Origin of the sequence: Flavobacterium sp. GSB-24 (assembly GCF_027924665.1) — a bacterium.
Lineage (GTDB): Bacteria > Bacteroidota > Bacteroidia > Flavobacteriales > Flavobacteriaceae > Flavobacterium.
Window position 1 is genome coordinate 1,393,018 of the sequence record NZ_AP027043.1, and the last position, 12,707, is coordinate 1,405,724.

Below are 12,707 nucleotides of genomic sequence, written 5' to 3' on the forward strand. Positions count from 1 at the left end.
ACAATTGGCTTTTTTTCAGGCATTATTTCCCGCTTTCCGTTCCAATTTTTTATTTTTTAAAGAAAAAAATAAAAAGATTTCCACTTCAATCGGGGCTAGATTTCAAACAATTGGCTTCTTTTAAATATTTTGGAGTAAGTTATTGCACAAAGGTTCACAAAGTTTACACAAAGCAACCCCAAAAAATCTTCGTGAATCTCTGCGAAACTCTTGGTGTATCTCAGTGGAATAAAAAAATTAATAATTAGAAATCAATTCACGCCCATGCCATAAAACGCTCGGATTGATCAAAACAATGCAGAAAACACCCGAAACGATTAAGAATTTCAAAACATTATGAAGCATTAAAAACTGCTCCTTAGAATTCGATTTCCATAAATAAATCAAGAAAAAAAGCAAAACCCCAAAGCAGGCATAAAAGTAAATATCCATATAACCCACATCGTAAATATTTATTAAAACATAAACAGGTAAAATGGTTAAAATCGTTAAAGCAGTAATAACTTGTTTAGAGATTTTTTCACCATACAAAACAGGAATTGTTCTATAATCCGTTACCAAATCACCTTTTAAGTTTTCCAAATCTTTAATCATTTCTCGAATCAGCAAAAGTAAAAACAAGAAAACTGCATGTGCCGAAATTACCACAAAATGACTCATATGATTTTCAATTTCTTCAAACGAAATTTTATTGTAGAAATACAGTAATATGGCAAAAAACGGAGTAACAGCCAGCAGTGCAGACATTAAATTCCCGATAATTGGATATTTTTTTATTTTATGAGAATAAAACCAAATCAGGAAAATATAACCCGAGAAGAACAAAAATGCTCTCCAAGAAACAATAAAAGCCATTAAAACAGCAAGAAAATTCAAAGAAAAATAAACCGATAATTTAGTTTTTTGACTCACTAATCTGTCCAGCATTGATTTGTTGGGACGATTAATTAAATCTTTCTGGCTGTCGTAAAAATTATTGATAATATAACCCGAAGCAATCGTAATCGCCGAAGCAAAAACAATTAGAAATAAATGGAAATCAAGAAGAATATCCAGCGCCCTAATTTCTGGTGCCAAAATAAAAATAGCCGATAGATATTGCGCTAAAACTATAATTGGAATATTGTAACCCCTAACTACAGAAAACAGACTAACAATTTTCATTACTAAAAGTTTGTGCTGTCTGCTTAACATATAAAATAGTTTGTAAAGGTTTAGATAAGGGAAGTTAAAGGATATTTTTGATTATAAAAATTTACAGTTTGTTTTTTAACAATTCTTTAGAGCCATAGCCTAATTTTCTGATGCATGCCAGTGCTTCTTTTTGCGAAATCTCAACGTTTTTGATGTCTTTTTTCTCAACAAAAACAACAGAGCCACTCCACGGATTTGGAGCATCGGGTATAAAAACAGTAAAACTATTTTCGTCTATTTGTTCTATCAAAAATGCAAATTGCCAGCCGGCATCTGTAGGAACAAGAATTACTTTTAAATCTTGATTAGATTCAATTCCCATAATGTTTTCATTCATATTTTTCATAAATGAATATCCGGGAACAAAACTTAAAATTCCGTTTTCTAATTTCTTAATCAGTTTTTTAGCTTTGGCAGTTCTTGACAATAAACCTGCAGCGAAACAAAAAACGATTATAATTATTATTCCAACAAGTTCTTGCAGTGCAATTCCTAAAACATGTACTCTCGGTAGATTTTTTACAAGCGGAAGAGTGACTTTTTGAATAATGCCATATCCTTTTTCAAGAATAATAAACAGTACGACTAAAGGTGCTAAAAACAGAATTCCTCCTAAAAAAGTTGCTTTGAATATTTTTAAAATACTTTTCATAATAAATAACTTTTTAGGATGAAAACTTATGAAAATCTACTCAAATAACTTCGGTTTTAAAGAGTTAAAACTGATAAACAACTTCTAATTTATAGTCTTTTAAAGATGCTTTTGCACGTTCCAAATCTTCTGTAAAACCAAGAATGTAACCGCCGCCGCCAGAACCACAAAGTTTTAAGTAATAATCGTTTGTGTCAATTCCGTGCTGCCAGATTCCATGAAACTGTTCTGGAATCATTGGTTTAAAGTGATTTAAAACAACTTTAGAAAGTTTTTTAGTATTGGTAAACAAAGACTTCATATCGCCATGCAGGAAGTTTTCTACACAGGCATCAGTATATTTAACAAATTGATTTTTTAGCATTGCACGGAAACCTTTGTCTTTTAGGTTTTCCATGAAAATGTTAACCATAGGAGCTGTTTCGCCTACTATTCCAGAGTCTAATAAAAAGACAGCACCTTTCCCGTCAAAACTTTGAGTCGGAATGCCGGTTGCTTCAATATTATCTTTAGAATTAATTAAAATCGGAATGCTCAAATAGCTGTTTAACGGATCTAAACCAGAACTTTTTCCGTGGAAAAAGCTCTCCATTTGAGAGAAGACATTTTTTAGATGTAATAGTTTTTCTCGTGTTAAGTTTTCTAAAACTGTGATTTTGTTGGTAGCATATTTATCATAAATAGCAGCAACAAGTGCACCGCTGCTTCCAACCCCGTATCCCTGCGGAATGCTAGAATCGAAATACATACCAGTTTCAACATCATTTTTTAAAGTTTCCAGATCAAAAGTAACCAATTCTGGTTGTTGTGTCTGTAAAACTTCCAGATAAGCAGTGAAGCTTTGTAAACTTTTGTTTGATGCAATAGCTTCTGCAGAAGGCTCCTCAGACTTCTTTAAGGCGCCATTGTAAAAATTATAAGGAATAGAAAGTCCCTTAGAGTCGCGGATGATTCCGTATTCTCCAAAGAGTAATATTTTTGAGTAAAATAATGGTCCTTTCATGATTTATTTTATGTCTTTTTTTATTTTATTTGGGTTTTGTCGTGTGTCAAAAAATGCAATTATTTCAACTCTTTTTGTGTTGAATTTATAATAGATTGTTGTTTGTTTTGACAAGACGCATTTGTGATAGTTTTTATTTAGTCCTGATTTAGGAAAAATTTCAGGTTCTATTTGTATTAGATAAATTGCTTTGTCCAGCTTTGATATAAATTTATCCTTTACTTTTTTTGACCACTTTATTTCCAGATATTCAAATAATTCTAATAAACTTTTTTCTGCATTTTTTGAAAAGATTATTGTTCTTTTCATTAACGATGCTTTTTCATAATATCTTCATACAAAACAAATTCACCTAGTTCAATTTGTCTTTCCCCTTCTTTAATTTCTTCTTTTTGTTCATCAGTTAGATCATCCCACCAATCTTTTTTCTTTTTGGTCAACAATTTTTTGACCGCCAAAATGATTGAAAGGTCATCCGTACCTTCCAGAATATCTATCACTTCACGTTTTTCTAATTGAATATCCATAATCAAAATTTTAATTAAAGATACGCAAAATTATAATGCGATTGCGCCTTCGCCAATTTTGTCGCAAATGTACTGACGATTCTGACAAAATACAACTAATTCGTCTTGAATAAATTGTAATACTTTTTCGGTAACGTTTTCGGGATAAAGGACATGCACATTTGCACCAGCATCCAGCGTAAAACAAACCGGAGTTTTAGTTTCGTTTCTAAATTTCCAAATTGCATTTATAATTTGCAGCGTATTTGGTTTCATCAAAATAAAATACGGCATCGATGTCATCATCATAGCATGTAAAGTCAAAGCTTCACTTTCTACAACTTTGATAAATTCATCTAAATTACCGTTTTCAAAAATCCTGATTAACTGATCTAAGTTTTCATGTGCCTGAGCAAAACGTCTTTCGGCGTAAGGGTGATTGTGCATTAAATCGTGACCAACTGTACTTGAAACTTGCTTTTCGCCTTTATCAACCAATAAAATGGTATCTTGATAATTCTTGAAGTTTTCATGAACAGTATATGGAAATTCAACTCCAAATAAATCAGTACTTCCTTCAATATTGGCCTGATTTCCCCAAACTACAACATTTCCTTTTACGCTTCTGCAAGCACTTCCAGAACCTAAACGAGCGAGAAAAGATGCTTTTTGATAGAAATAATCTTCTGTTATTTCTGGGTTCAGTAATTTCTCTAAACTCATAAAATTCATTGCTAGAGCTGCCATTCCAGACGCTGAAGAAGCAATTCCGGAACTATGTGGAAATGTATTCTGAGTGTCAATCGTAAAATGATAATCTTTCAGAAACGGAAGATAAACTTCAATTCTTTCTAAAAACTTTTGAATTTTCGGTTTGAAGTCTTCTTTTGGTTTTCCTTCAAAAAGTAAATCAAAAGAAAAATTTCCGTGGTTGTCTTTTTTTGAAAAGCCCAATTTCGTAATTGTTTTACAATTGTTAAGCGTAAAACTTACCGAAGGATTAGCCGGAATCTGATTGTCTTTTTTCCCCCAATATTTAACTAAGGCAATATTGCTTGGAGCGCTCCATTCAAAGTTTCCGTTTTCGATTGTTGAAGTATATGAATTTGGTATAAAATCAGCTGCTGTTAACATGAATTGTAAAATTTTGGCAAAGATAGTTTTTAAATTTTTTCACCATATAAGTTATTTAAGAAATATAAGTTGGGTTTTCTAAAATGAACTTATATTTCGTATATGGTTTAAAAATTTCTTTTGACTATTTTTGAATACAAAATTTAATGCAATGAATAAAATAGTTAAGATCGTAATCGCTTTAATCATTTGTTTAGCAGTAGGATATTCTGCAAGTTTGGTAACGAGACCAAGTGTAGAAAGCTGGTATCCGACTATTGAAAAACCAGTTTTTAATCCGCCGAACTGGATTTTCATGCCGGTCTGGACAATTCTTTACATTTTTATGGCAGTTGCTGCGGGATTAGTCTGGGATAAAATAAAAGAGCAGACAGAAGAAGTTAAAAAAGCACTTCTTTTCTTTATAATTCAACTTATTCTTAATGCAATTTGGTCGTATTTATTCTTCGGATTTAAAAATCCGATGCTTGCGTTAGTTGAAATTGCACTTTTATGGCTTATGATTTACGAAACTTATTTAAAGTTTACCAAAATCAACAAAACAGCTGGTTACTTATTGATTCCGTATTTGGCATGGGTTGGGTTTGCGACCATTTTGAATGCCAGTATTTGGTGGCTGAATAAATAGTTTTATTGACGGGATTCTGTTTTGAACTTCTTAAAAACGTCGCTTTTTGCATACAAAAAATCTATTGTAGTTAATACGTTATTGTTTTCTAAAAGTTTTTTAGATTGTGGATCTGCATCGCAAAAATCAATAAATAAATCAACTTCATCTACGTTTAATTTTAAATCTTTGGTAAAAAAAGAGGAAGGAATTGATGCAGCTACAAGTTTTTTGAAATTTATTTCAGGAACTTTCTTTTTAGGTGCTTCATTTTCTTTTTTGAATAAATCAGCAATGAAACCTCCTATGGCAATAAAATTCATACCATTGACAATGGTTCCGTCGTTAACTCCAGTATATTTTTGCAAAGAGGAAGAAGGGATTACATTCGAATCGGCATTGGCCGTACCTACATGAGGAAATTTGATGTTGGTTACTACAACTTCATTTAATTCTTCTGCTTTCACAACCATGTTGACAATAATATTGTTTTGATCCATATTTGCCTGAGAAATTTTTAATCTGGTAAAAAAGTAATCTTTAACAAAAAATAGTAAACTGTCTTTTTCTTTCACCATAATTGAGAAGTCTCCCAATTCATTGGTTCTGGTGCTGGTTTTTGCTGTTTTATTAATAACCTCAACCTTATTAATTGGATTATTATTAGAACTAACTTTTCCGTGAAGTAATTTTTCTGTTTGAGAAATAGAAAACTGGTACGTAAAAAAGGAAATTGTGGTGAGTAATTTTACTTTCATCTAGTGGTATTTAGTTGAAAGTAAAATTATTAGAATTGTCTTAATGAAAACTTACCGAATCTGTAAATTCTTGTTAAAACAAATTCTGAAAGTTTTCAGTTTGTAAGACTGTGAATATAAACTGTGGCTGATGTTATTTATAATAGTTGAATTAAATCGGAAGGATTATGAATAACTACTTTAGCTCCGCTCGCTAACAATTCACCTTCTGTTCGATATCCCCACGAAACTCCAACCGGAAAGATAGTAGCATTTACTGCAGTCTGCATATCAATATCAGAATCACCTACGAAAAGAATTTCTTCAGGTTTTAAATTCCATTTCTTACTTATTTCTAAGGCTTCAAACGGATTTGGCTTCTTTAGCGCTTCGGTACTTAAGCCAACTGCAGCATCAAAATAATTTGGAAATATTTCTGCAGCTATTTTTTTGGTAAGCTCATCGGCTTTATTAGAGAAAACCGCTAATTTGATATTTTGAGAAGCCAGATTATCTAATAATTCAACAATGCCTTCGTACGGTTTTGTTTTAATCGTACAAACTTCACGATAGGTGTCGATCATACAATCAAAACAATTTTCAATTTGTTCTTCTGAATTGTTGGATGCCGGTAAAGCTTTGCTCACTAAATTTCGCAAACCGCTTCCTATAAAATATTGATACGTGTCGTAATTATGAGTTGGGTAATTTAGACCTGTAAGTACGGTATTCATTGCGTCTGAAATATCTTCTAATGAGTTTACTAATGTTCCGTCTAAATCAAAAATAATTCCTTTAAATTTCATTCTATTAAATATTTTGAGCCAAAATAAACCCGCTTGTCCAGGCATTCTGAAAATTAAAACCTCCCGTAATAGCGTCGATATTTACAATTTCGCCTGCAAAATAAAGGTTTTGATGGATTTTGCTTTCCATGGTTTTAAAGTTAATTTCTTTTAAATCGATTCCGCCTGCGGTTACAAATTCTTCTTTAAAAGTGCTTTTTCCGTTTACTTTAAATTCGGCTTTTGTGAGTTGAGAAGTTAAATTTTGCAATTGATTTTTAGATAAATCGGCCCATTTAGTTTCTGTTTCAATTCCTGAAGCCAGAACCAAACTTTCCCATAATCGATTTGGGAAATCAAAAGGAGATTTTTTTGAAACTGCTTTTTTAGCATGTTCTTGTTTTAGATCTTTTAAGGTTTTTTCGGCATCTTCAAAATCAACATCATTTAACCAATTGACGAAAATCATAAACTGATAATTTTTATCGTGTAAAATGCGTGCACCCCAAGCCGAAAGTTTTAGAATTGCAGGTCCGCTCATTCCCCAATGTGTAATTAATAAAGGTCCTGTAGATTCCAGTTTAGTATCTTTTACATTCACGGTAACCTGTGCTGCAACGCCGGGTAGTTCTTTAATTCGGGAATCTTTGATGTTGAAAGTAAATAGGGAAGGAACGGGACTTACAATTGCATGTCCATGTTCTTGAAGCATTTCCCATATTTTTGGGTTGCTTCCTGTTGCCATTACTAATTTTTCTGTTGCGAAATTATCACTTTGTGTATCAATTTTCCAGTGATTTTCTTTTTTGAAAATAGACTGAACGCTTTGCCCTGTCAGCACTTTTATGCCTAATTTTTCTGTTGCTTTTAAAAAACAATCAATTATGGTTTGTGATGAATTAGAAACAGGAAACATTCTGCCATCTTCTTCAATTTTTAATTCTACGCCATGTTTTTCAAACCATTCAATTGTATCTCCGGAACAAAATTGATGGAAAGGTCCGCGAAGTTCTTTTTCGCCTCGAGGATAAAATTTAACCAATTCGTTGGGTTCAAAACAAGCGTGTGTAACGTTGCATCTTCCGCCTCCAGAAACGCGGACTTTAGAAAGGACTTCTTTTCCTCTTTCTAAAATGGCAATTTTAAGTTTCGGATTTTTCTCTGCAATATTAATAGCCGAAAAAAAACCTGCAGCGCCTCCGCCAACAATTATTATGTCGAAATTTTTAATCATATTTTTTGAGTTGCCACGAATTTGATTCGCCTGTTTGCTATCGCTCGGGTCACAAATTGGTACTAATTTTTTTCTGCCACAGATTACACAGATTTAAAGGGTTTTTTCCTTTGCCACGAATTATGCAAATTTTCACGAATTAAATTTATTGCATTAAAATTTGTGTAACTCGTGGGTAAAAAAATCTGGGTTAATCTTTTTAATCTGTGGCTAAAATTTTAAACTTTATATCTTGTCTGGATTATCAGAGATAATGCCATTTACTTTATAACTTTTTACTTTTTGAATGTCTTCCGCAGAGTTTACTGTCCAAGGCAAAACTAAAAATCCTTTTTCTTGAATTTTCTTTACATTTTCGATATTCAATAATTGAAAATCAGGATGAATAGATTTTGCTTTTATTTTTTCGGCGAAAGCCATAGCGGTATCAAGATCTTCTTCTGTTAAAACACCAATTGCAATATTTGGATTCAGGTTTAAAGTTTCTTCCAGCATATTCCAATCGAAACTCGAAACTATAAAATGATTATAACTCCAGTTTTTTTCTGAAATATATTGTTCAATTAACTGAACCACTTTACTTGGAGTTCCTAAACCTTTTAATTCGATATTGATAAAACATTTTTTATCGACCAAATCAAAGACTTCATTTAAAGTTGGGATTTGGTATTTTTCATCAATCAAAAATGATTTTAATTCAGATAAAGAAAAAGTGTTTACAATACCTTTTCCGTTAGTGGTTCTGTCTACGGTTTCGTCGTGGATTACGATGATTTGTTCGTCAGCGCTTAAGTGAACGTCAAGTTCAATTCCGTCTGAATTTAAGTCTAAGGCTTTTTGAAAGGCTTTTAAAGTGTTTTCAGGTTCGTAGGCTTTGGCGCCTCGATGTGCAATCTTTAAAATATTCATTTTATAAAGGTTCAGAGTTGCAAAGGTACAAAGGAGCAAAGGAAAAATAATAGCATCACTTGATAAAGCATTGAAATGATTTTAAAGATGGGATAAATTATATCTCTCGCAGATTTTGCAGATTCAGCAGATTTTCTTTTTTAATATCTGCTGAATCTGCCGAATCTGCTAGAGAAAAAAATTAAATCTGTTCTAATAAAACAATTCCGTATTTACTGTCAATACTTGCTTTTCCATTGATAACTTCTGTTTCCTGATCAGAGAAAAAGTCTCTTACTTTCATTCCGTTTTCGAAAATTGAATTTACAGGAAGTTCTTTTCTGCCTTCCGGTAAATCTAAACCGATTATGACTTTATCTGTAAATGATTTATTAGAATAAATTCTTGAAAACACATAATATTCGCTCTCAATTTTGGAATGAATTCCAGCGCCAACGGCAGGATGATTTCGTCTAAACTGCCCTAACTTCTGCCAATGCCACAGCATTCTTTGTGTATCGGGATCCTTCTTAATATCATCCCAATTCATATTCGAACGCAAAGTTGCATCTCCCTGAGTTCCCTCAATTACTAAGGAACGATTCGATTCATCTCCGTAATATACTTGCGACATTCCTGGGGCAAGTAAAAGTTTGGTTCCGGATTCAAAACCTCTTGTGCGATTGGCATCAAAAGGCTGGCCGTCGTCGTGAGAAGACATATAATTAAGGACAGAATAACCTTTTAAATCATTCTGTAGATGATTTGAATATTTCGAAAATAAAGTCTCATAATCGCTTTGAGCGGCATTCCATTTAAATTCAAAATTGATTAAGCTGTTAAAACCATTTTCAAAATAATTGACTTTTCGATCTCCAAAATCATAATCCTGACCACCGCTTATTCCATAACCATAAACTTCAGCGATCGTGTAAAACGGGTTCTGATCTAAAACTTGTAGAGGATGATGTTTTTTCCAAGTTTCAAATGCATATTCACATTCTTTTTTAAAATCGGCCCAAACACCTTCTTCGGTATGTTTTACAGTATCGGCGCGGTAACCATCAATTCCGAATTCTAGAATATAATCGGTAAGCCATTTTATGATGTAATATTTTGGACTTCTTGGATATCCTGTTCTTTTGAAAAATTCTTCTAGTGAAGCGATTTCTTTTTCATAACGGCCTTCTTTTTTCCATTTTTCAATCAAAAAAGGCGGCAGTTCTACATTTTGAGTGCTTTCGGTCTTTACGTCTGGAAGATTTTCTACCAAAGTACACATTGTAGTGTTTTCAAAAGATTTGTAGTCGCATACAACGCCTGTTCTTACCCAGTCCGAAGGCCAAACAGGATCTTCTGGAGTTACTGGACCAGTATGATTGATAACTCCGTCCAGAATTATTCGAATGCCTTTTGCGTGTGCTTTTTTTACTAAATTGGCTAGGTCTTCTTTCGTTCCGAAATTTGGATCTAAAGCAGTCCAGTCTTTTGCCCAATAACCATGAAAACCGTAACTAAGTCCAGTTCCTTCGTCAACGCCATCATGAATTTGTTCAACAATCGGCGTAAGCCAAATCGCATTTATTCCTAATTGCTCAAAATATCCTTCGTCGATTTTTTTGATGATTCCGATGATATCGCCGCCTTCAAATCCGCGCAGTTTTGCGGGAGTTTTGGTTCGGTTGAAATTGATGTCGTTTGAAGTGTCTCCATTATAAAAACGATCGGTAAGTAAAAAATAAACATTTGCTCCTTCCCAAACGAAAGGTATTTTCGAAGTATTTTCTTTATTCATTGAAACTGATTTTGAGCCAGAACAACTCATTGTTAAGTATACTAAAGATAAAGAAAGGAAAATGTATTTTTTCATTTATTCTAAATTTAACGAAGATTTATAATAAAAAGATTCCGCCACGAATTCACAAATTTTTATTCTCAAGATTGTCAAAAATAATTCGTGAATTCGTGGCGGAAAAAAATAGTTTCTCGCAGATCTCGCAGATTCGGCAGATTTTTTTTAAAATTATCTGCTAAATCTCCTAAATCTGCGAGAGAAAAAAATATTGTTATTCCAATTCTAAAACCAAAGCTGATTTTGGTTCTAAAGTAATTTCAGAACTTAAATCAAATGTTTTTCCAGTAATAACATCTTTTCCTGATTTAAAGTTTTTGATGCTTTCTTTGAAACGATTTGTTTTCACAACTTGCTCTTTTGCATTGTTATTGAAAACTACCATAACAGTTTTAGCATCGGTATATCTGAAATATACATAGGTGTTGTTTTCTGGAATATAATGTTTCATTTTTCCGAAATGAACCGCTTCGTTTGTTTTTCTCCAGTTGAATAGTTTTGAAGAGAAATCAAAGTAAGCCGCTTGTTCAGCCGTTCTTCCTGCTGCAGTGAAAGCGTTGTTTTTGTCGCCAGCCCATCCGCCTGGGAAATCCTGACGAATATCGGCATCACCGCCTTTTCCTTTATCACCGCCCATTCCAATTTCTGAACCGTAATAGATTTGCGGAATTCCACGAACGGTTGCCAATAAAGTCATTGCCAGTTTGTATTTTGGTAAATCATATTTGAATTTTTCATTCATACGATCCGTGTCATGATTTTCAGCAAAAACCAAAATGTTATTCGTATTTGGATATAAATAATCCATTGCAAAATTGTTGTAGAATTTAATCAACCCGTTGTCCCAGCTTGGTTCGTCTTCATTAAAAGCAGAAGTAACTTGACTTTGAAGCGTAAAATCCATTACACTTGGCAGATTCGAGTTGTAATTTTCGATTGCACCAATTTTGCTGTCTTTCTGCCAAAAAGCTAAATTCGCCTGATTGTGCATCCAGATCTCTCCAACAATATTAAAATTAGGATATTCATCTGTAATAGATTTTGCCCAATTTGCCATTGCCGTTTTGTCTGAATAGTTATAAGTGTCTACTCTAAAACCGTCAAGATTTGCAAATTCAATCCACCAGATTGCGTTTTGAGTTAAGTATTTTGCAACTAACGGATTTCTTAAATTTAAGTCTGGCATAGAAGGTACAAACCAGCCGTCAACACAAACTTCCTGATCTATTTTTGAAGCATGAATATCTGTAATTACTTCACGTCTGTGGTGTGTTTGCGTGTAGTTTTCAAATTGATTGATCCAAGATTTTGTTGGTAAATCTTTGATCATCCAATGTGTAATTCCCCAGTGATTGGTTACATAATCCATCACCAGTTTCATATTTTTTTTGTGCATTTCTGCTGATAAGCGAGCGTAATCATCATTCGTTCCGTAACGTGGATCAATTTTGTAAACATCAGACTGCCCGTAAGTGTGGTATGAATGCTGTTTGTCATTGTCCTCGCATAAAGGCGTGCTCCAGATTGTAGTTGCACCAAGAGACGAAATATAATCTAAGTTTTTAATGATTCCTTCGATATCGCCGCCATGACGTCCGCTTGGATCTTGACGATTTCCTTTTTCAGTTAAAGAAGTATCGCTGTCATTTTTAGGGTTTCCGTTAGCGAAACGATCTGGCATGATTAAGTAGATTAAATCAGAGGCGTCGTAACTTTTTCTGTCGGCAGAATTCGCTCTTCTTTCTTTAAGAACATATTTTTGTTTGAAGGCAACTTTATTATCGTTTTTGAATGAGAAAACTAATTCAGAAGCTTTTACATATTTCGTATCAATAGTTACGAAAAGGTAATTTGGGTTTTCTGTTTTTTCTACATTTTTAATCACCACATTGTTTGAAACCGAAGCTTCGTATTGTGCAATATTTTTTCCGTAAAACATAATTTGCAGTTCCGAATTTTTCATTCCTGCGTACCAGAAAGGCGGTTCTACTTTTTGGATTTGGGCTTTCGCGGAAGCGGAAAACAGCAAAACCAATAGTATTAATCTAAAGATATGATGGTTTATTTTTAGGTTGTTCATAGTGAGTAGAATTTAAACCATATAAGAAATGTAAG

At 33.2% G+C, this 12,707-nt stretch carries 13 protein-coding genes; 1 reads left to right on the forward strand and 12 read right to left on the reverse strand.

The features are described 5' to 3' along the window. Window positions 1-237: 237 nt before the first annotated feature. From QMG60_RS06315 to QMG60_RS06340, 6 genes are all read right to left on the reverse strand, one after another. The gene (locus QMG60_RS06315) at window positions 238-1,194 is read right to left on the reverse strand and encodes a geranylgeranylglycerol-phosphate geranylgeranyltransferase (protein ID WP_057115936.1); all 957 of its coding nucleotides are present in this window, start codon (window positions 1,192-1,194) and stop codon (window positions 238-240) included. Between the two features lie 61 nt (window positions 1,195-1,255). After that, the gene (locus tag QMG60_RS06320) at window positions 1,256-1,846 is read right to left on the reverse strand and encodes a DUF502 domain-containing protein (protein WP_281867238.1); all 591 of its coding nucleotides are present in this window, start codon (window positions 1,844-1,846) and stop codon (window positions 1,256-1,258) included. A 64-nt stretch (window positions 1,847-1,910) separates the two neighbouring features. Then, window positions 1,911-2,849 (reverse strand): hypothetical protein, encoded by a 939-nt coding sequence (locus QMG60_RS06325; protein WP_057115938.1) that lies wholly within the window; start codon window positions 2,847-2,849, stop codon window positions 1,911-1,913. 3 nt (window positions 2,850-2,852) lie between these two features. After that, window positions 2,853-3,158 carry a type II toxin-antitoxin system RelE/ParE family toxin gene (locus tag QMG60_RS06330; protein WP_281867239.1) on the reverse strand — a complete coding sequence of 102 codons (306 nt, stop codon included), beginning with the start codon at window positions 3,156-3,158 and terminating at the stop codon, window positions 2,853-2,855. After that, window positions 3,158-3,376: a hypothetical protein gene (locus QMG60_RS06335; protein WP_281867240.1), complete on the reverse strand. Its 219-nt coding sequence runs from the start codon at window positions 3,374-3,376 to the stop codon at window positions 3,158-3,160. The genes QMG60_RS06330 and QMG60_RS06335 overlap by 1 nt, the downstream gene beginning before the upstream one ends. Before the next feature lie 30 nt (window positions 3,377-3,406). Beyond that, a complete protein-coding gene (locus QMG60_RS06340) occupies window positions 3,407-4,489 on the reverse strand; it encodes a diphosphomevalonate decarboxylase (RefSeq protein ID WP_281867241.1) in 1,083 nt (360 codons plus the stop codon). 151 nt (window positions 4,490-4,640) lie between these two features. Here QMG60_RS06340 and QMG60_RS06345 point away from each other — a divergent pair, with 151 nt between their 5' ends. Next, the gene (locus QMG60_RS06345; RefSeq protein WP_281867242.1) at window positions 4,641-5,117 is read left to right on the forward strand and encodes a TspO/MBR family protein; all 477 of its coding nucleotides are present in this window, start codon (window positions 4,641-4,643) and stop codon (window positions 5,115-5,117) included. A 2-nt stretch (window positions 5,118-5,119) separates the two neighbouring features. Here QMG60_RS06345 and QMG60_RS06350 read toward each other — a convergent pair whose 3' ends face one another. From QMG60_RS06350 to QMG60_RS06375, 6 genes are all read right to left on the reverse strand, one after another. Then, on the reverse strand, window positions 5,120-5,854 hold the full coding sequence (locus tag QMG60_RS06350; protein WP_281867243.1) for a hypothetical protein: 735 nt from the start codon (window positions 5,852-5,854) through the stop codon (window positions 5,120-5,122). Window positions 5,855-5,991: 137 nt separating this feature from the next. After that, complete coding sequence (locus tag QMG60_RS06355) at window positions 5,992-6,639, reverse strand: HAD family hydrolase (protein WP_281867244.1); 648 nt, start codon at window positions 6,637-6,639, stop codon at window positions 5,992-5,994. A gap of 4 nt (window positions 6,640-6,643) precedes the next feature. Beyond that, a complete protein-coding gene (locus tag QMG60_RS06360; protein WP_281867245.1) occupies window positions 6,644-7,852 on the reverse strand; it encodes an NAD(P)/FAD-dependent oxidoreductase in 1,209 nt (402 codons plus the stop codon). 225 nt (window positions 7,853-8,077) lie between these two features. Then, window positions 8,078-8,761: a glycerophosphodiester phosphodiesterase family protein gene (locus QMG60_RS06365; protein ID WP_281867246.1), complete on the reverse strand. Its 684-nt coding sequence runs from the start codon at window positions 8,759-8,761 to the stop codon at window positions 8,078-8,080. Between the two features lie 181 nt (window positions 8,762-8,942). Beyond that, a complete protein-coding gene (locus tag QMG60_RS06370; protein WP_281867247.1) occupies window positions 8,943-10,610 on the reverse strand; it encodes an alpha-amylase family glycosyl hydrolase in 1,668 nt (555 codons plus the stop codon). Window positions 10,611-10,806: 196 nt separating this feature from the next. Further along, the gene (locus QMG60_RS06375) at window positions 10,807-12,672 is read right to left on the reverse strand and encodes a glycoside hydrolase family 13 protein (protein ID WP_281867248.1); all 1,866 of its coding nucleotides are present in this window, start codon (window positions 12,670-12,672) and stop codon (window positions 10,807-10,809) included. Between the last annotated feature and the right edge of the window lie 35 nt (window positions 12,673-12,707).

What these genes read in the sequence shown, in the direction of transcription:
- QMG60_RS06315 (WP_057115936.1), bottom strand. Translation starts at nt 1,194, where the DNA reads ATGTTAAGCAGACAGCACAAACTTTTAGTAATGAAAATTGTTAGTCTG.
- QMG60_RS06320 (WP_281867238.1), bottom strand. Translation starts at nt 1,846, where the DNA reads ATGAAAAGTATTTTAAAAATATTCAAAGCAACTTTTTTAGGAGGAATT.
- QMG60_RS06325 (WP_057115938.1), bottom strand. Translation starts at nt 2,849, where the DNA reads ATGAAAGGACCATTATTTTACTCAAAAATATTACTCTTTGGAGAATAC.
- QMG60_RS06330 (WP_281867239.1), bottom strand. Translation starts at nt 3,158, where the DNA reads ATGAAAAGAACAATAATCTTTTCAAAAAATGCAGAAAAAAGTTTATTA.
- QMG60_RS06335 (WP_281867240.1), bottom strand. Translation starts at nt 3,376, where the DNA reads ATGGATATTCAATTAGAAAAACGTGAAGTGATAGATATTCTGGAAGGT.
- QMG60_RS06340 (WP_281867241.1), bottom strand. Translation starts at nt 4,489, where the DNA reads ATGTTAACAGCAGCTGATTTTATACCAAATTCATATACTTCAACAATC.
- QMG60_RS06345 (WP_281867242.1), top strand. Translation starts at nt 4,641, where the DNA reads ATGAATAAAATAGTTAAGATCGTAATCGCTTTAATCATTTGTTTAGCA.
- QMG60_RS06350 (WP_281867243.1), bottom strand. Translation starts at nt 5,854, where the DNA reads ATGAAAGTAAAATTACTCACCACAATTTCCTTTTTTACGTACCAGTTT.
- QMG60_RS06355 (WP_281867244.1), bottom strand. Translation starts at nt 6,639, where the DNA reads ATGAAATTTAAAGGAATTATTTTTGATTTAGACGGAACATTAGTAAAC.
- QMG60_RS06360 (WP_281867245.1), bottom strand. Translation starts at nt 7,852, where the DNA reads ATGATTAAAAATTTCGACATAATAATTGTTGGCGGAGGCGCTGCAGGT.
- QMG60_RS06365 (WP_281867246.1), bottom strand. Translation starts at nt 8,761, where the DNA reads ATGAATATTTTAAAGATTGCACATCGAGGCGCCAAAGCCTACGAACCT.
- QMG60_RS06370 (WP_281867247.1), bottom strand. Translation starts at nt 10,610, where the DNA reads ATGAAAAAATACATTTTCCTTTCTTTATCTTTAGTATACTTAACAATG.
- QMG60_RS06375 (WP_281867248.1), bottom strand. Translation starts at nt 12,672, where the DNA reads ATGAACAACCTAAAAATAAACCATCATATCTTTAGATTAATACTATTG.